The following is a 16,813-nucleotide window of genomic DNA, read 5'->3' on the forward strand; positions in this document are numbered from 1 at the left end:
AGTCATGATCCGGAAACCCGTCCGCGCGCTGATCGCCGCCGCCGCTCTCGCGATCACGTCCGCCGTCGCGCTGCCCGCCGCGGCCTCGGCCGATTCCTTCTACAGCTACGACGGCAGCACGCCGCTCTCGTCGTACGCACCGGGCACAGTATTGAAGACGCGGACGTTGACATATCACGTCTTCGGCTTCCCGACTCCAGTACAAGCCACGCAGCTGCTCTACCGGACCACCGACGCACAGGGCAATCCCACCGCGAATGTCACCTCGGTCGTCCGAAACCCGTTGGGCAACAACGGAAAAGCCGTGTCATACCAGTCCGCGTACGACTCGCTCAACCCCGAGGACGCGCCGTCCCGCGCAATCGCGGGCGACGTCCGGCTCGGCGGCGTGCTGCCGAACGCCGAGTCCGTGCTCATCGCGCCGGCGCTCGCGCTCGGGTACAGCGTCGTCATCCCGGACACCGAAGGCCCAGCCGCCGATTTCGCCGCCGGGCCGGAATACGGTCAGACCACTTTGGACTCCATCCGCGCCGCGACGCACGCGTCCGGCACCGGAATGACCGAAACCACCAAATTCGGCCTCCTCGGCTATTCCGGCGGCGCGATCGCGACCGGCTGGGCGTCGGCCATCGCCGCGAGTTACGCACCGGACGTCGAGAAGAACCTCGTCGGCTTCGCCGAGGGCGGGGTGCTCGTCGATCCCGCGCACAACCTCAAGTACGTCGGCGGCAGCCCGGTCTGGTCCGGCGTGATCCCGATGGCGCTGATCGGCGTCGCGCGCGGCTACGGCATCGATCTCAAGCCGTACGCCAGCGAGTACGGCCTCAAGGTGCTCGCCGAACTGGACCACGCGTCGATCGCGCAGGCGCTCGGCCACTACCCCGGGCTGACCTGGAAGAAGCTGGTCAAGCCGGAATACGAGAACCCGAATTCGGTGCCGCCGTTCGTCGACGCGGTCAACAAGGTGAACATCGGCTCGGCCGCGACGCCGTCGATTCCCGGGTTCATCGCGCAGGCCAACAACGGCGCGCTCGAAGGCACTGTCAGCAACGAGCCGGGCATCGGCACCGGTGACGGCGTGATGGTGGCCGGGGATGTCCGCGCGCTCGCGAATCAGTACTGCGAGACCGGAAACACCTCGATCAAGTACACGCAGTACGACGCGCTCAGCCACGCCACCGCCGTCCCGGTGTGGGCGCCGGCCGCGATCGCCTGGCTCGGCGACCGGTTCGCGGGCAAGGCCGCGCCGTCCAGCTGCGGGCACATCCCGCCGGGGAACTCGCTGGATCCGGAGCAGCACACCGGCTCGTAACAGATTGCTCCGGACGGTTCGGCGGCGAAATCCCGCACGGCCGCGTCGCCGAACCGCACGGTGCACAATCCCCGTAGCAGCCGGGATTCCGCTGCTTTCCGTGTGCCTGACGCTGTATCGCCGGGCACCACATCGTCCTCTTAGGACCTTCTGACTCCGGCTCGTCCCCAAGCTCCCGGCTCAGCGAACGAACTCCGCCAGCCGGTCGAGCTGCCGCACCGCGTCGGCGGGGTCCTCGTGGTCCTCGAGTTCGAACAGCACCCGGCGCAGCACCTTCACCCCGACCCCACCGATCAGCACGGGCAGCGACCGGGCCGGTTTCGGCCAGGACCAGATCTGGTCGAAGTCGACGAATTCGCCGTGGAATTCCGCTCCGTCCTCAGTCCAGATTTTCCGGACGGCGGCCACCGCCTTTCTGGCCAATGTCAGTGGTCCACTACCGAACGCCAGTTGAGATCCCACGAGAAAGCCCCTGCCCGCATGCTCGCGGACAGGGGCTTTCCGTTGCCGGCTAACGAATCAGCCGTCCGAATCAGCCGACGGGATGAACGCGCCCGGCACCTGGTCCGGTGCGAAGATCTTGTCCTCGCCCGGATACGGCTGGGTCCACCCGTGCACCTGGTACCACGTGAAGTGGTCCATCTGCGCGGGGTTGGCGTAGTCCGCGGTGGCGTTCGGGCCGGTCAGCTTCTGCTGCGCCTGCCATTGCTGCCACTGCTGCGCCAACTGCTGCTTGTCCGCGGGCACCGCCGTCGACGCCGCAGCGGTGGACGGGGTCGGGACGTCGTCCGTGCCGCACGACGGCGGGGTCTTCAGTCCCGCGGTCAGCGACGTTTGGTTCCGCACCGCGGTGAACGGCGCGTAGTCCGGTTTCGGAGTGAACGCGGTCGCCATCGGGGTGGCCGCGCTGTCCTTCTGGTTCATCGGGTGGATCCCGAGGATCTGCTCGATGGTGCGGATCATGGTGATCTGCGAGTAGTACCGGCTGTCGGTCACGCCGCGCTGGGCGTACGGGCTGATGATCTGGACCGGGGCGCGGTGCCCGTCGACGTGGTCCAGCCCGGCCTGGGAATCGTCCTCGAGGACGAAGATCGCCGAGTCCTTCCAGTACTGGCTGTGCGAGATCTTGTCCACGATCTTGCCGACGGCCAGGTCGTTGTCGGCGACCTGCGCGGCCGGGCTCGGCGGGCCGCCGGTGTGGTCGCTCGACAGCCAGAACATGTTCAGGTCCGCCGGGCCGTTCTTCTCGAAGTCGTTCTTCCAGATCTCGTACCGGTACTGGTCCGGCACGGCGGTGTCGAACTTCGGGAAGCCCGGCACCGAAACGCTGTTCAGCGACGGGATCGGCGACGACGAGACCAGCGGGTACGCGGTCGGCGCGCCGGTCGCGGCCATGGTCTTCGAGTCGCAGTACAGATTCTGCCAGCTCGCGTCCGCGGGCTTGGTCAGGAACTGGTGGAACTCGCCGAAGTCGCGGACGGTCCTGCCCGCCGCCTGCGCCCCGGTCCACAGGAAACCGCTGCGCTGATGGCCCAGCGCGTCGTCCTCGGTGTCGTAACTGCGCTTGTACTCGCCCGCGGAAGACTCGGTGTACTCCGGGTTGTCCGCCTGCATCAGCCAGTTGTGCCCCTCGGCCGAGTTCGTGCCGATGTCGTAAGTGTTGTCGTACAAGCCGAACTGGTCGGCCAGTGCGTGCTGGTTCGGCGTGACGGCCTGGCCGAACTGCGCGAGCGCCGGGTTGCCGTTGCCCTTCTTCATGTCGCCGAAGAGCTGGTCGTACGTCCGGTTTTCCTTGACCAGCAGGAAAACGTGCTTGATCGTGGACGGGTCGCCGAGGCGTTTCGGCACCGGAACGGGCTTGACGTTGCGGTTGCCGGACGCCACCGAACCCGGCGTCCAGCCGTTCTGCTTGAACACCTGATATGTCTGTGCCCAGGTCTGCCAGTCGGTCGGCAGCGTGAACCGTTGCAGGCTCGACGTGGTGTCGTGCGTGGCGTGCCCGGCCGCGGTGGTGGGGCGGCGGGCGTCGATGCCGCGGGTGTTCGCGACAAGGATGTTATTGCCCGACGCTGAGATACCAGACGGGAAGTAGTCCGTCGGCAGCAGCCCGATGAAGGCGGCGGGGGCCTGCGGGAACCAGTAGCGGTAGACCGCGACCGCGTTCGCCCGGCCTAGGGTCACCAGCAGGTGGCCGTCGTCGGTGAGTGTGAGGTCGGTCGGTTCGTAGCCGACGGTCGCCTCCGGCCATGGCTGCGTCGCGATGGTCTGCACCACGACGTTGCGCTGGGCGTCGATCACGGAAACGCTGTCGCCACCGGTGTTCGCCACGAACAGCGTGTTGTTCTTGGCGCGCAACGCGGTCGGGTGCAGGCCGACGTCGATGCTCTTGACCGGCGCGGCCGGGTTCGCCAGGTCGATCACGCTGACCGTGCCGGTGGTGGCTGCCCCGGTCTTCGGGTCCGCGACGATGTCGGTGCCGTACGAGTTGATCGTGGTGTCGCCCGGTTTCGCCGCGCGGCCGCCCTCGTTGCTGACGTAGATCCGGTTGCCGATCAGCACCAGTGCTCGCGGCGCGTTGCCGACCGTCCAGCTCTGCTTGATCTGGCCACTGGCCGCGTCGATCGCGACGACCCGGTTCTGGCCGTTCACCGCGGAGTACACAGTGGACCCGTCCGCGGAGAAAATCGCGCCTGCGGCAAGGGAATGCTTCGCCCCGTCAGCCGGGATCGGGACCCACGCCGGGTTGGCGACGGTGCCGTCCGGGTTCACGGCGAACTTGCGGTAGCCGTCGATCTGGCCCAGCCACAGCGTTTTCCCGTCCGGCGAGTACGACGGGCCCTCCTGGCCGACGTCGTTGCCCGGCAGCTGCAGGTCGGCCTTCTTGTCCTTGCCGACGAGCTGCTGCACCTTCCAGCTTTTCAGGTCGACGATGGTCAGCGCGATCCCGCCGTCGGTGGTCAGCGCGGCGAGGTGGCTGCCGTCCGGGCTGACCGCCGACGACATGATCTTGCCGTTCGGGACGACCAGCCGCTCGCCGATCGGCTTGAGGTACTGGTCGCTGGAGATGGTCAGGCCGTTCTCGGTTTCCTGGCCGACCTGGTCGGTGCCGAACTGCTTGGTGGAGGCGAGGCCGATGCCCGAGCCCGCGGCGACGAGAGCGGCCGCGGTCGCGCCCGCCGTGACGAAGCGCAGCCTGCGGGATCTCCGGAGTTCCTTCTTCCCGCTACGCCGGCGACGGCGCGTTACTTGCATGTCCTCATCCCTTCGTGGAGGAGAGCAGCTCGACGTTGCCGTCGAACTGCCACAGCGGGTTCGGCTGGTCCCCGTCCGGCGTCCGCACCTGGAAGTAGCCGTTCACTTCCTTCGGCCCGTCGCCGTCGGCGACGTACCGCCCGTCCGAGGTGACGTCGAGCTGGTAGATCGCCTGGCCGGTCGCTGAGATGCCAGGGAGATGCCAGGAGACGACACAGCGCCAGTCGTTGCCGGGGCCCTCGGCCTCGACGAGACCGCCGCCCTTGGTGCATTCCGTGCTGGCCGCGAGCTGCTCCTCGGTGACGTCCGGACGGTGCAGCTGCGCGGCCTGCATCCGGTAGAGGTGCGCGAACTCGGTGGACAGCGACTGCTGCAGCTTGGCCTGGTCGATGCCCGAACCCGACGCCGGCGTAGCGACCGCGACGACCGCCACGGTGACGGCGATCAGCCCGGCCAATGGCAGCAAGCCCGCGGTTAGTACCCGACGACCGGCGCCGTCATATGTCAGATCGGTGAAGTCGCGTCTCAGGAACAGCAGGTAGGCCAGTGCAGTCGCGACAATTGCCCATACCAGGCTCACCCCGATGCCGATCAACAGCGGGCCGAGCTGTGCCGGGTCGGTGAAGAGACCGTTCCACGAGATGAACGCGTACGTCGGCAGCGCGAGCCGCACGACGACCGGCAGCGGCAGCAGCTGCGCCACCGCCATCACGAGCGCGACCACCGCGGGCAGCAGCAAGCCCATCGGCGACCGTCCTAACGCGACAGAACCGAGCAGGCCGATCCCGGCGAGGGCGAGCGTCGGGGCGAGCACGCAGATCCAGGCGAGCACGACCTTCACCGCCGCGTCTCCGGACGACAGCAGATGTCCGTCGAGCCCGACCAGCGGCTGCCCGCCGACCGCGACCAGGCCGCCAGCCGTGCTGGACACCGCCAATCCGAGGACCAGCAACAAGATCACGGTGAGGCTGGCGAGCGCTTTCGAGGCGAAAATCCGCCGGTACGACCGCATCGCCACCAGCAGGTGCCGCCAGGTGCCGAGCCGGTCTTCGGCGGCGAAGACGTCCCCGGCGACCAGGGAAGTCAGCAGCGGAAGCGCGTAGCTGCCGGCGAACCCGAGCAGCACGAGCGGCCCGGCCCAGCCGGTGGCGTTCATCAGGCGGCCGAACAGGGTGTCCACCGGCAGGTCGCTCTGCTGGCTGACCGCGGCGACGAACACCGCCGGCGCGAGCCAGCAAGCGAGCAGCAGGACCCGGATTCGCCACTGCGACAACAGCTTCACCAGTTCGAACCGGTATCCGCGGCCCAGCCCGACCGGACGGGCCGAGGCCTGCGGCCCGGCGGGCGCCTCGGTGACGGTCATCGATTCGCTCCCTGCTCCGTCAGCTCCAGGAAAGCCGCCTCCAGCGGCGAAACGACCGGAGCCAGTTCCCGTACGCCGAGGCCCTTGCCGACAACGCGCGCGACCAGGTCGTCGAGCGCGGGCACCAGGCCGCGCACCACCAGGACGTCCGCCTGCCCGCGCGGGGTCTGGGTGTCGTCGATGCTCAGCCCGGGCACGTTCCCGGCGATCTCGCGCGCGGCTTTCTGGTCCGAGGTCACCAGGCGGTAGGCCAGTTCGCGATCCTCAGCGGACAGTTTCGCCAGCGGCCCGGTGAACACGACGGACCCCGCGGACAGGATGGTGACCTCCGAGCACAGCGCTTCGAGGTCGTCCATCCGGTGGCTGGACAGCACCACCGCGGCCCCCTCGTCGGCGAGCCGGGTGAGCACGCTGTGCACGTGTTTCTTGCCTGCCGGGTCGAGACCGTTGGCGGGTTCGTCGAGGATCAGCAGCCGCGGTTCGGTCAGCAGCGCGGCGGCGAGGCCGAGGCGCTGGCGCATGCCGAGGGAGAACCCGCGGGTCCGGTCGTCGGCGACGTCGGTGAGCCCCACCTGCGCGAGAAGGTCGTCGATGTCCGCTGTCCGCCCGCGCAGCGAGGCCAGCGCGGCGAGGTTTTGCCTCGCGGTGAGCGACGGGTACAGCCCCGGGCCGTCCACGAAGCCGGAGATGCCGTCCGGGGTGGCGAGCGCGCGGCCGACCGGGCGGCCGAGGATTTCGAGCTCGCCCTCGTCCGCGATCGCGAGTCCGAGCAGCAGGCCGAGCAGTGTGGTTTTGCCCGCGCCGTTCGGGCCGACGAGGCCGTGGATCTCGCCGTACGCCACGTCGAGATCGACGCCGTCGAGCGCGATCACGTCTCCGAAGCACTTAGTGATCGCGCGGGCCCGCACCGCGTCGCTTGCGTTCATGAATCCCCACTTTCCGAAGCCGTGAGGAACTTAGGCACGACAAGTGACATGCGAACCCGCGTGAGGTTGAACGTTGAGGAAACCCCGTGCACCGGAACCGGTTAACCGGGCAAAAGGGATCAATTTCGCGGAGGCAGCGTGTCCGCGAGCTCCCGGACCAGCGCGTAAGACCGTTTCCGCTCCGCGTGGTCGTGGATCGGGGTGGTGATCATCAATTCGTCCGCGCCGGTTTCGGCGGTGACTGTGCGCAATGAATTCCGCAGAGCCGCCGAGGCCCCGGCGAGCACCGGACCGGGGCCGACGGCCGGGTCCACGACCGCGTCTTCCGGAGATGGCAACAGGATCCGCTCGCCGCGCGAACGGCTCAGCGCCTTAGCCCGAATGGACCTGGCGAGCCATTCGGCCCGTTCCTCGGTCGCGGCGGCGACCACCGCGACGCTGACCACAATGGACGGTTCGGCGGTCCGGCCGGGACGGAAGGACTCGCGGTAGATCCGGGTCGCGGCGGCGGCTTCGGCCGGGCGGAGATGGTAGGCGAACGCGTACGGAAGGCCGAGTTCGGCGGCGAGACGCGCGCTCGCCGTGCTTGAGCCGAGCAGCCAGACGTCCGGCACGTTCCCTCGCGCGGGCGTGGCGCGCAGCGGTTGCTCGGTCTCGGCGAAATACTCCAGCAACTCCGTTGTCCGGGCGGGAAAACTGTCCGCGGGCGCGGAGTTCAGCGCGGCCGCCACGCGTCGCGGACCGCCGAGCGCGCGGCCGAGCCCGAGGTCGATCCGGCCCGGATGAAACGCGGCGAGCGTGCCGAACTGCTCCGCGACGACGAGCGGCGGATGGTTGAGCAGCAGAACCCCGCCCGCGCCGACGCGGATCCGCTTCGTGGCATCCGCGATCCGGGCGACTGCCACGGCAGGCGCGGCGCTCGCGACACCACGCATGCTGTGGTGTTCGGGCAACCAGTAGCGGTGATATCCCAACTCGTCGGCCTGTTCGGCCAAGTCGACAGTGCGCTGCAACGCCTCGCGCGCGGTCGAACCCGCGACGATCGGCGATGTGTCCAGCACTGAAACCCGCACGCAGGCATCATCCCGGACCCGCCGCGGCGGGACAAGCGGACCGCCCACGTCTCAAGTGGACGGTCCGGCCGCGGCTTACGAGGTCTCCCGCACCGGCGCGGGCGCGACCTCGTCCTCCTCTTCCACCGCTTCGCTCAGCTGCCAACCGCCCCGGCGGCGCAACACCACCAGGTAGTATCCCAAGGCCAGCAAGGCAATCCCCGCGGTGACGATGAGACTCGGCCGTCCGATCACCGGGTCGGTCGCGTTCACGTACAGCACGAACGCCAGCGCGACCAACGCGACCACCGGCGCGATCGGGAACCCGGGCATCCGGTACTTCGCCCCCGCTGTCGCTCCGGAACGGCGGCCGATGATCGCGCCGAGGCACAGCGCGGCGTACACCACGACGATCGACGTGCTGGTCACGACTGTCAGGATCTGCGGGTCCACAAAGCACAGTGCGGCAGCGATGAATCCGGTCGCCAGCGTCGCCACCCACGGGGTGCCGAATTTCGGGTGCACAGCGGCCAATGCGCGGTTCATCGCCTTCGGCCACGCACGATCGCGGCCGCTGCTGAACACCAGCCGGGCGCTGATCAGCACGATCGCCAGCACGGCGTTGATGATGGCGAGCGCGACCGCGAGACTCAGCACGGTGTCGAGCGTGCTGCCGCCGCGGGCCTGCACGAAGTACGACAACATGTTGGGAGAATTGAACAACGTGCCGAGATCCGGTGCGCCCATCAGCACCGCGGTGACCGGGACCAGTTCGGCCAGCACGGTGACCCCGAGTCCCATGAGGACGGCGCGCGCCACCCCGCGTCCGGCGTCCTTGGTTTCCTCTCCGAAGTAGACAGCCGAGCCGTAGCCGTTGTAGGCGAAGATCGCGATCGCCGTCGCGATCATCACCGCGCTGATCGTCGCCGGACCGCCGCCCGGGGCGACCGGATGCGCGAGCAGGTCGGTGAACGGCCGGGCCGGGCTGGCCAGCCCGAGCACCGCGACCACGACCAGCGCGAGCAGCTCCACCGCGAGGAAAATGCCGGTGACCCAGGCGTTCAGCTTGATGTCGAACACCGCGCAGATCGCGGCGAGGACGCACGTCACCGAAGCTACGACCGCCGGGGACACCCCCGGCAGCACCACGCTCAGGTAGGTGCCAACGCCGAGCGCGATCACCGCGACGATCAGCACCTGCGTCACGATCATGATGCCCAGCACCATGAATCCGGGCAGTTTGCCCAGCGTGCGGGCGGCGATCGTGTATTCGCCGCCCGCGCTCGGGAAGGCCGAGCCCAGCTCGGCGTACACGAAGGCCATGAAGATGCCGACCACGGCGGCGGCCAGGAAGGCGTAGAAGGCGCCCGATCCGGCGCCGGTGAGGACGCCCGGCGCGATGACGAACACCGAGGACGCCGGGCTGATCGCGGAAAGCGTGATCAGCAGCATGCCGAGGGTGCGCAACCCGCGGCGCAAGACGGGGGTGGACAACGCTGGCCTCCATCAAGTCGTTGCTCAAGTACGTTGTTTGAATGGAACTCAAATAACCAGCCGGGCGTTCAGCTAAGGCCCTCACGCCCGCTACGTCAAGACTTCTGCGGTCTCGATCCGTTCAGGGGTTGCGTTTTTCGCGATTTGTTCAAAGAATCAAGGCATGGCAAGACCGAGCAAGGCCCCCGAGCGGCGGGCGGAACTGGTGGCCGCGGCGCGGCACACGGTCGTCGAACGCGGCGTGCTGAACCTGAAGCTGCGCGACGTCGCGGACCACGCCGGCATGTCGCCGGGTTCCCTGTTGTACTACTACCCTTCCCTGAGCGACCTGCTCGAAGACGTGCAGCAGGAGGCCGTCGAACGCTTCTGCGTGGCGCGCGAAGCCGCGGTAGCCGCCGAGGCCGACCCGCGGGCCCGGATGCGCGCGATGATCGGCAGCGGCCTGCCGAACGGCAAGAACGACGAGCTGTGCGTGCTGCTGTACGAACTGGGCACCATCGCCCGCCGCGAACCGGCCTACGCCGCGCGGCACATCGCGCTGTACGAACGCCAGGTCCGCGGATACGTCGGCATCCTGGAAGCCGGTGCAGCGAAAGGGATTTTCGACCTGACCGACGACCCGGTCACCATCGCCCGCAACCTCGTCACCCTCGAAGACGGGTACGGACTGCACCTGACCCAAGCAGTGCCGCCGCTCGACCGGTCCGTCGCCGAGGCGGCGGTGCTGGCCTACGCCCGGGTTTCGACCCGCTGCTCCCTGGAGGACCCCGCATGACCCGCGCCCGCGACCTAGGCCTCGCGCTGTCCGGCAAGCCCGGCCCGCACAACGCGATCACTGACATCCCAGGCGTCGAGGTCGGATACACCACGTTGATCGAAGGCGATTCGGTGCGGACCGGGGTCACCGCGATCCTCCCCCGCGGCCGGGACCAGTTCGACGTCCCGTGCTCGGCGGGCACCTTTTCGCTGAACGGCAACGGAGAAATGACCGGCCGCGCCTGGCTCGCCGAAACCGGGTCGCTGACCCTGCCGGTTCTGATCACCAGCACGCACTCGGTCGGACAGTGCCATCGGGGAACGATCGACTGGGTGGTCCGCGAACGCCCGGACGCCGCGGCGGAATGGCTGCTGCCAGTGGTGGCGGAGACGTGGGACGGGTATCTCAACGACGTCAACGCGCCGACCATCCGGACCGAACACGCCGTCGCCGCCATCGACGCGGCTGCTTCCGGGCCGCTCGCCGAGGGTTCGGTAGGCGGCGGCACGGGGATGACCTGCTACGGCTTCAAGGGCGGGACCGGGACTTCGTCGCGGATTGTGGATCACGGGCCGGACAGCTACACCGTGGGTGCCTTGGTACAGGCGAACTTCGGCAGCCGGTCGGAACTTACGGTGGCCGGGACGCCCCTGGGCACGGAGCTCGCCGACGACAACCCGATGGCGGACACCAGCTGGCTCGCTCCCGCTGGTGCCGGTTCGGTGATCGTCGTGATCGGGACGGATGCGCCGCTGCTGCCCGGGCAGTGCACCGCACTGGCTCGACGCGTGCCGCTGGGGCTGGCTCGGACCGGGACTACCGGGTCGCACTTCTCGGGGGATCTGTTCCTGGCGTTCAGCACAGCCAATGCGGGGGCTTTGACCAGCCATTTCCCGCGGCCGGACGACGAGCCTTACGAGAGCATGCGGTTCGTTCCGTGGGGGGCGATCGACCCGTTCTTCGAGGCGGTGGTGCAGGTGGTGGAGGAGGCGGTGCTGAACGCGCTGGTGGCCAACGAGGAGATGGCCGGGAACCGGGGGCATCGGGTTCCGGCGCTTCCGCTGGCGCGCTGGGGTGCCTAGAGCAGGCGCGGCGGGCTCGCCCGGGCGCTGGCTGACCACGCGCCGCGCCCGGGCGAGCCGGAGCTTCGCCGTTAGACCCCGCCCCCGCCGAAAAAAGCCTCGTGAGTGCCTGTCACGGTTCTAACCGGGACGGGCACTCACGAGGCCCAGCTGCCTCACGACTGCTGCCGGATCGCCTTCCGCCGCGGCCGGGCGATGCTGGTGCGCTTCGGCACGTCACAGGTCCCGGCGCTCCGCGTCCCGCATCTTCAAAGCTGGCGTTTCGCCTAATCGCAAGATGCCGATCGCCTGATTGCTGACCTGCGCCCCGTTCGCCACCGAGTGCAGGATGCCGTTGTACACGAGATCCCAGATCCGCCGATCTGATTGCAGCTCCTGCGAGCTGCGGGAAAATCCGCCGTCCTTGCCGTAAAGCCAGAGGTGAAAGGTTGTTCCGCCGTAGGACGCGTCGATCTTGGTCAGGTGGTACAAGTCCAGACAGACTCGTTTCTTTATTCCCCACCTCGAGCGTTCCACCAGAAGCCAGTCGGCGCCCGCCGCGTAGGTCAAATACGTGAACGGGCTTGTCGTCAGGAAGGTGAATACCGCGATGACGACCCAGAGCTGCCAGTACTTGAACGCGCTCAGCCCCAGGCCGCGAACCAGGGAGACACCTGCCACCAGCGCGAGCATTAAAGCCAAGCCGACGACGGCGCTCATGATCTTCCCGCTTCGGCTCTCTCGATGCCAAGCCAGCACAGGCCCCTTGCCAGGCGGGGGCTGCGGCCGGCAGGAGAGGCGCTGCTCGCGCGTCGGGTCGTCGTAACGCGACTGCTGCTTTCCGCCGAAGTAGCTGAGGCCGTGCGGCGGAAATGGTTCACCGGTCTGTGAGTCCGGTCGCGGAGGGAGGCTGGCTGGCCCGCCTGCGCCGCTTGGAGTCGATGCGTCTGTCATGAATGAGACTTCCCGCTTATTTCGGCACGAGCCAGTCGGCGACCGCTTGGCCGCCGATCGCACCTGCGATTCCTCCGGCCGTGCCCACGATGAAAGAACCGAATGGCCCCAGCGGCGAACCGAGGAGGGCACCGGCGCCGGCGCTCGCGAGTGCCGCGCCCGCCGCGCCCCCGACGACCAGTCCGCCGGAGTCCGCTACAGCTTTTCCCCAGGATTGCTCGCCGCTGGCCGCTCCGATCGACTCGTTGACCACAGTCAAGGCACTGCCTACGTAGGGCATCCCTTTGAGGAGCTTCTGCCCGGCCTTCAGGCCAAGGCTCGCATCTTCCGGCAGAAGATGAATGCTGCCTTTTCCGGGATACTTCGCGATCCAATCGCGAACTTGCTCCGGGACTTTCTCGACATACTGCTGAAACTGCCGCGCCCGAGTCTCATACGCGGCCTTGTTGTCCCGAGCCTTGCCAGCCGCCCAAGCGAGATCCTCTTTGTTGACCGCGGTCAGGCTGACGCGGGCACCGTGCGCCCAGTCGTCGAAGAACTGCGCGCTCGCCGCGGAACGCTGGGCGTTGAGCAGCGCTTCCTTGCGCGGGTTTTCGAACGAACTGATGTAGCCGTTGACCCGGGCAATGGTGGTCGTTCCCACCACATACGCATCGATGTCGAGCCGCCCCGACGGCGGCTGGAGGGCGCGCTGGAGCGCCTGGTGCGCGTTGCCTTCGGTGGTCCGGGCAGCGTCGACGATCGCTTTGCACTCGTTGTAAGCAGCGACTTTGCCGTTGTACTGGAAAACGAGGGTGTTGTATTCCTTGATGTCGCCTTGATAGGTGCCGACCGCCCGGGTCGCGCCGCCGGCGGTGCACACCTCGATTGGAGTGCCGGGTTTGTTCGCGGGGATCGGGTCGGGCTCGACGATGAACGGGCCGTCGACCCGCAACCCGCCCGCGTGCGCTTGAGCGAGAGCTTCGTTCATGCGGGCCGTCACCGCGTCCAGTGACGACGCGAACTCGCGGAGGCCGCGTTCGGCGGTCGCGGCCCAGTTCGCCATGTCGTCTGCGGCGACGTCGATGTTGGCTATCGATTCCTGGAACGCCTGGCTCGAAGGCCCGTGCCAGCCAGCCTCTGCACTGCCGCGCGCGGCGCGGACGTTCCCGGCGGCGTGATGTCCTGCCTCGGCGACGGTGCGCAGCCAGTCCGCGGCAGCGACGCAGGTGCCGGATGAGCCGTTCACCGTGGTGTTGAGCGCTTGTCCCATGCTGCCCCTCTCAGCCGTGGACGTGCGTTTCCCTCTGTGTATCAGGATCGTCGGCGTGTTTGTCGTTGAGCTTGAGCTGCCCGGCGTGGGTGTTTTCGATGTCGTCGTAGGCACCGCTGGCGGCGTGCACCTTCTCGGCCGCACCACCGGCCGCGCCAGCGGCACCGACGCCCATCTTCACAAGGTCGTCCAGCACGGTCCCGACAATCGCGGACGATGCGCCCGCGTCGACTCCGCGCACGACGTTCGAGGTGACGCCGTCGAGCGCTTTCTCCGCGTCACGGAGCTGGCCGACGATACCGTTGAGCGTTCCTTCGCTGAAGCTGTAGCCGGTCGTGTCCCCATAGGGCGCGGACATGCCTATTCCCCTCCGATCGCGGGCCGAGACGTCCAGTCGCGCACGGGTGCGGCGTGCCGGGACTCTTCGGCGAGCACGGGATTGAGCAACACCCCGTGCGCTCCCGCCTCGTCCGCGACGGCTTCTAGGTCGTCGCCGTTGATCGCGACCCAGGGTTGATACGGCCCGCATCCGGCAGCCAGCAGCTCCGGCGAGGTGTAGGCCAGCAGCACCGGCCGCCCGTTGCGAGCCGGCTGCAGTTCCAGTTCCACCATCTGCTGGCCAGCCCGGACCGGCCGCGAAGGCACGTAGAGGAAGCCGTCCGATTCGTCCAGCGGCTCGACCGGCTCCAGCGGAGGCTGGTCCCGGCTGTCGATCTCCGGATACCGCGGTACGAGGTCGAGCACAGCATCGAACGCCACGACGCCGATTCCCAGCTCGCGGCACGCTTCGAGCAACCGGTCGCGGGCGACTTGCGCCCAGGGCTGCCCGCTTCCGCAAGCACCCACCAGCCGATCGATCGACGAATAGGCCGCGACCGCGAACTCGTTCCGCGTGGTACGACGGACTTCGAGCCCGCCCGGCTGATCCTCTGCATCCTGGCTGACCAGCACGAACACCAGATCCGGCAACCGTTCCGGCACATCGTCGAGGCGCACTAGCGCCTGGACGACGTTGGACGCGTCGGAGTGACCCGTCATCCCCACCCCCTGCACCACACCACTGTGCGTGTTCGCACCGTCACCGTAGTGGCGACAGGAGGGAATTGTCAGCAGCCGCAGACAGGCATCGCCGAATAGAGGCGCTTGACCAGCGAATATCTGTCTGATGCGCCGCAGGGGTTACCTCGCAAGGGCTACGCGCACACCCCTTGCCCCGAGCCGCCAGGATCGTATATCTTTTGAGATATCTTCCTCTCCCGACGACATCCGGGCAGGTCAACCCCCATGAGTCCCGTATCGAGCACTACCCCGCCGGAGCGGCCGGGCAAGGTCATCGCGCTTCATCTGAACTATCCGTCCCGCGCGAAGCAGCGTGGGAGGACCCCGGCGAAACCCTCCTATTTCGTCAAACCCACGACCTCGGTCAGCGCCTCCGGCACCCCGATCGAACGCCCGGCGGGCACCGAACTTCTCGCCTTCGAGGGCGAGATCGCCCTGATCATCGGCAAGCAGGCACGGCGCGTAAGCCCCGACGACGGCTGGAGTTACGTCGAGAGCGTCACCGCCGCCAACGACTTCGGCGTATACGATCTGCGGCACGCTGACGGCGGTTCCAACCTCCGTTCCAAGGGCGGCGACGGCTTCACCCCGCTCGGCCCGGCCGTCATCCCGGCCGCCGGCATCGATCCCGCGAAGCTTCGCGTCCGTACGTGGGTCAACGGCGAACTCGTCCAGGACGACACCACCGAAGACCTGCTTTTCGACTTCGGCACCCTCGTCGCCGATCTCTCCCAGCTGAGCACCCTCGAACCCGGCGACGTCATCCTCACCGGCACCCCGGCCGGGTCGTCCGTCGTCAAGCCGGGCGACGTCGTCGAGGTCGAGGTGACCCACGGCGACCAGACCACCGGCCGCCTGGTCACGCCGGTCGCCGAAGGCACCACTCCCCTCCCGGATTTCAGCGCCCAGCCCAAAATCGACGACAACCAGCGCGAACAGGCTTACGGCGACCGGGAATCCGCGGGGCTGCCGGCGGAATTCGTTCTCACCGAAGAACTCAAAGCCAAGCTCACCAGCGTCGGCACGGCAACGCTTTCCGCTCAGCTGCGCAAAAACGGCTACAACCACGTCTCCATCGACGGCCTCGGCTCCACCCGTCCGGACACCAAACTCATCGGCCGGGCAAGAACCCTCCGCTACGTCCCCTTCCGCGAAGACCTCTTCAAATCCCACGGCGGCGGCTTCAACGCCCAGAAACGCGCCATCGACAGCCTCAACCCGGGCGACGTCCTGGTGATGGAAGCCCGCGGCGAGAAGGGAACCGGGACTATCGGCGACATCCTTGCCTTGCGCGCCCAGGTTCGCGGCGCAGCGGGAATCGTCACCGACGGCGGCGTTCGCGACCTGGCGGCGGTGGCCGCATTGGACATCCCGACCTACCACTCCGGCCCGCACCCGGCGGTGCTCGGCCGCCGCCACGTTCCTTGGGACGTAGACGGCACCATCGCTTGCGGCGGTGCGACCGTCCAGCCGGGTGACGTGATCGTCGGCGATTCCGATGGCGTCCTGGTGATTCCGCCGCACCTGGTGGAAAAGATCGCCGACGCGGCCATCGAACAGGAGCGCCAGGAAACGTTCATCGCGGAGCAGGTCGCGAACGGCGAAAGCGTCGACGGCCTCTACCCGATGAACGACCACTGGAAGGCCAGGTACGCCCAGTGGCGCCCGTAGCAGGCGAAAGCAAATCCCAGCGCGCGTACCGCTGGATCAAGGACCGGATCGCCGACCGGACCTTCGGTCCCGGCTATCGCTTGGTGCTGGGACAGATCGCCAAGGAACTGGACGTCAGCGTCGTCCCGGTGCGCGAAGCGATCCGTTTGCTCGAAGCCGAAGGACTGGTCACGTTCGAGCGCAATGTCGGCGCGCAAGTGGTGATGGTCGACGAGACCGCTTACGAGCACACCATGCAAACCCTTGCCCTGGTGGAAGGTTTCGCCACCTCGCTTTCCGCACCGAAACTGTCCACTGAGGACATCGCACGGGCGCGCGCGGTCAACGAACAGATGCGGCTGTCGCTGGAAAACTTCGAGCCGCACCGGTTCACCGAACTGAACCAAGAGTTCCATTCAGTCCTTTTCGAACCGTGCCCGAACCCGCACGTGCTCGACCTCGTGCACCGCGGCTGGCACCGGCTGGCGTCGCTGCGCGATTCGACGTTCAGCTTCGTCCCGGGCCGCGCGCACGAATCCGTCAAGGAACACGAACAACTGCTGGTGCTGATCGAGCAGAACGCCGATTCCCTCGAACTCGAACTGGCCGCGCGCAGGCACCGCACCGCCACCCTCGACGCCTACCTCGACCGGCGGGCCGCCCCGCCCGCTTAAGCTACCC

At 67.9% G+C, this 16,813-nt stretch carries 15 protein-coding genes; 5 read left to right on the forward strand and 10 right to left on the reverse strand.

What is annotated here, in order from left to right:
- Window positions 1-4: 4 nt before the first annotated feature.
- Window positions 5-1,312, forward strand: coding sequence for a lipase family protein (locus ACWGIC_RS12680; protein ID WP_452076039.1), 1,308 nt, complete (start codon window positions 5-7; stop codon window positions 1,310-1,312).
- Between the two features lie 180 nt (window positions 1,313-1,492).
- On the opposite strand, the gene ACWGIC_RS12685 is transcribed toward ACWGIC_RS12680, so the two are convergent.
- From ACWGIC_RS12685 to ACWGIC_RS12710, 6 genes are all read right to left on the reverse strand, one after another.
- Window positions 1,493-1,735 carry a hypothetical protein gene (locus tag ACWGIC_RS12685; RefSeq protein WP_452076040.1) on the reverse strand — a complete coding sequence of 81 codons (243 nt, stop codon included), beginning with the start codon at window positions 1,733-1,735 and terminating at the stop codon, window positions 1,493-1,495.
- Window positions 1,736-1,831: 96 nt separating this feature from the next.
- A complete protein-coding gene (locus tag ACWGIC_RS12690) occupies window positions 1,832-4,564 on the reverse strand; it encodes an alkaline phosphatase family protein (protein ID WP_452076041.1) in 2,733 nt (910 codons plus the stop codon).
- 4 nt (window positions 4,565-4,568) lie between these two features.
- Window positions 4,569-5,927, reverse strand: coding sequence for an ABC transporter permease (locus ACWGIC_RS12695; protein ID WP_452076042.1), 1,359 nt, complete (start codon window positions 5,925-5,927; stop codon window positions 4,569-4,571).
- Window positions 5,924-6,853, reverse strand: a complete 930-nt coding sequence (locus ACWGIC_RS12700) for an ABC transporter ATP-binding protein (protein ID WP_452076043.1) — start codon at window positions 6,851-6,853, stop codon at window positions 5,924-5,926. The genes ACWGIC_RS12695 and ACWGIC_RS12700 overlap by 4 nt, the downstream gene beginning before the upstream one ends.
- 119 nt (window positions 6,854-6,972) lie before the next feature.
- Window positions 6,973-7,926 carry an MsnO8 family LLM class oxidoreductase gene (locus ACWGIC_RS12705; protein ID WP_452076044.1) on the reverse strand — a complete coding sequence of 318 codons (954 nt, stop codon included), beginning with the start codon at window positions 7,924-7,926 and terminating at the stop codon, window positions 6,973-6,975.
- A gap of 75 nt (window positions 7,927-8,001) precedes the next feature.
- Entirely contained in the window at window positions 8,002-9,399 is a 1,398-nt protein-coding gene (locus ACWGIC_RS12710) for an APC family permease (protein WP_452076045.1), read from the reverse strand.
- Window positions 9,400-9,562: 163 nt separating this feature from the next.
- Between ACWGIC_RS12710 and ACWGIC_RS12715 the strand changes: the two genes are divergently transcribed.
- Window positions 9,563-10,174, forward strand: coding sequence for a TetR/AcrR family transcriptional regulator (locus ACWGIC_RS12715; RefSeq protein WP_452076046.1), 612 nt, complete (start codon window positions 9,563-9,565; stop codon window positions 10,172-10,174).
- Window positions 10,171-11,238 (forward strand): DmpA family aminopeptidase, encoded by a 1,068-nt coding sequence (locus tag ACWGIC_RS12720; RefSeq protein ID WP_452076047.1) that lies wholly within the window; start codon window positions 10,171-10,173, stop codon window positions 11,236-11,238. Before ACWGIC_RS12715 ends, ACWGIC_RS12720 begins: the two co-directional genes overlap by 4 nt.
- Window positions 11,239-11,454: 216 nt before the next feature.
- Here ACWGIC_RS12720 and ACWGIC_RS12725 read toward each other — a convergent pair whose 3' ends face one another.
- From ACWGIC_RS12725 to ACWGIC_RS12740, 4 genes are all read right to left on the reverse strand, one after another.
- Complete coding sequence (locus ACWGIC_RS12725; RefSeq protein WP_452076048.1) at window positions 11,455-11,937, reverse strand: hypothetical protein; 483 nt, start codon at window positions 11,935-11,937, stop codon at window positions 11,455-11,457.
- Between the two features lie 250 nt (window positions 11,938-12,187).
- Window positions 12,188-13,537: a hypothetical protein gene (locus tag ACWGIC_RS12730; RefSeq protein WP_452076049.1), complete on the reverse strand. Its 1,350-nt coding sequence runs from the start codon at window positions 13,535-13,537 to the stop codon at window positions 12,188-12,190.
- The gene (locus tag ACWGIC_RS12735) at window positions 13,434-13,781 is read right to left on the reverse strand and encodes a hypothetical protein (protein WP_452076050.1); all 348 of its coding nucleotides are present in this window, start codon (window positions 13,779-13,781) and stop codon (window positions 13,434-13,436) included. The genes ACWGIC_RS12730 and ACWGIC_RS12735 overlap by 104 nt, the downstream gene beginning before the upstream one ends.
- 2 nt (window positions 13,782-13,783) lie before the next feature.
- A complete protein-coding gene (locus ACWGIC_RS12740) occupies window positions 13,784-14,461 on the reverse strand; it encodes an SAV_915 family protein (protein ID WP_452076051.1) in 678 nt (225 codons plus the stop codon).
- A 246-nt stretch (window positions 14,462-14,707) separates the two neighbouring features.
- On the opposite strand from ACWGIC_RS12740, the gene ACWGIC_RS12745 reads away from it, so the two are divergent.
- On the forward strand, window positions 14,708-16,153 hold the full coding sequence (locus ACWGIC_RS12745; protein WP_452076052.1) for a fumarylacetoacetate hydrolase family protein: 1,446 nt from the start codon (window positions 14,708-14,710) through the stop codon (window positions 16,151-16,153).
- Window positions 16,141-16,806 carry a GntR family transcriptional regulator gene (locus ACWGIC_RS12750; RefSeq protein ID WP_452076053.1) on the forward strand — a complete coding sequence of 222 codons (666 nt, stop codon included), beginning with the start codon at window positions 16,141-16,143 and terminating at the stop codon, window positions 16,804-16,806. Before ACWGIC_RS12745 ends, ACWGIC_RS12750 begins: the two co-directional genes overlap by 13 nt.
- The last annotated feature ends 7 nt before the right edge of the window (window positions 16,807-16,813 follow it).

Source organism: Amycolatopsis sp. NPDC054798 (assembly GCF_053611505.1).

What these genes read in the sequence shown, in the direction of transcription:
- ACWGIC_RS12690 (WP_452076041.1), bottom strand. Translation starts at nt 4,564, where the DNA reads ATGCAAGTAACGCGCCGTCGCCGGCGTAGCGGGAAGAAGGAACTCCGG.
- ACWGIC_RS12715 (WP_452076046.1), top strand. Translation starts at nt 9,563, where the DNA reads ATGGCAAGACCGAGCAAGGCCCCCGAGCGGCGGGCGGAACTGGTGGCC.
- ACWGIC_RS12680 (WP_452076039.1), top strand. Translation starts at nt 5, where the DNA reads ATGATCCGGAAACCCGTCCGCGCGCTGATCGCCGCCGCCGCTCTCGCG.
- ACWGIC_RS12700 (WP_452076043.1), bottom strand. Translation starts at nt 6,853, where the DNA reads ATGAACGCAAGCGACGCGGTGCGGGCCCGCGCGATCACTAAGTGCTTC.
- ACWGIC_RS12720 (WP_452076047.1), top strand. Translation starts at nt 10,171, where the DNA reads ATGACCCGCGCCCGCGACCTAGGCCTCGCGCTGTCCGGCAAGCCCGGC.
- ACWGIC_RS12695 (WP_452076042.1), bottom strand. Translation starts at nt 5,927, where the DNA reads ATGACCGTCACCGAGGCGCCCGCCGGGCCGCAGGCCTCGGCCCGTCCG.
- ACWGIC_RS12745 (WP_452076052.1), top strand. Translation starts at nt 14,708, where the DNA reads ATGAGTCCCGTATCGAGCACTACCCCGCCGGAGCGGCCGGGCAAGGTC.
- ACWGIC_RS12725 (WP_452076048.1), bottom strand. Translation starts at nt 11,937, where the DNA reads ATGAGCGCCGTCGTCGGCTTGGCTTTAATGCTCGCGCTGGTGGCAGGT.
- ACWGIC_RS12735 (WP_452076050.1), bottom strand. Translation starts at nt 13,781, where the DNA reads ATGTCCGCGCCCTATGGGGACACGACCGGCTACAGCTTCAGCGAAGGA.
- ACWGIC_RS12740 (WP_452076051.1), bottom strand. Translation starts at nt 14,461, where the DNA reads ATGACGGGTCACTCCGACGCGTCCAACGTCGTCCAGGCGCTAGTGCGC.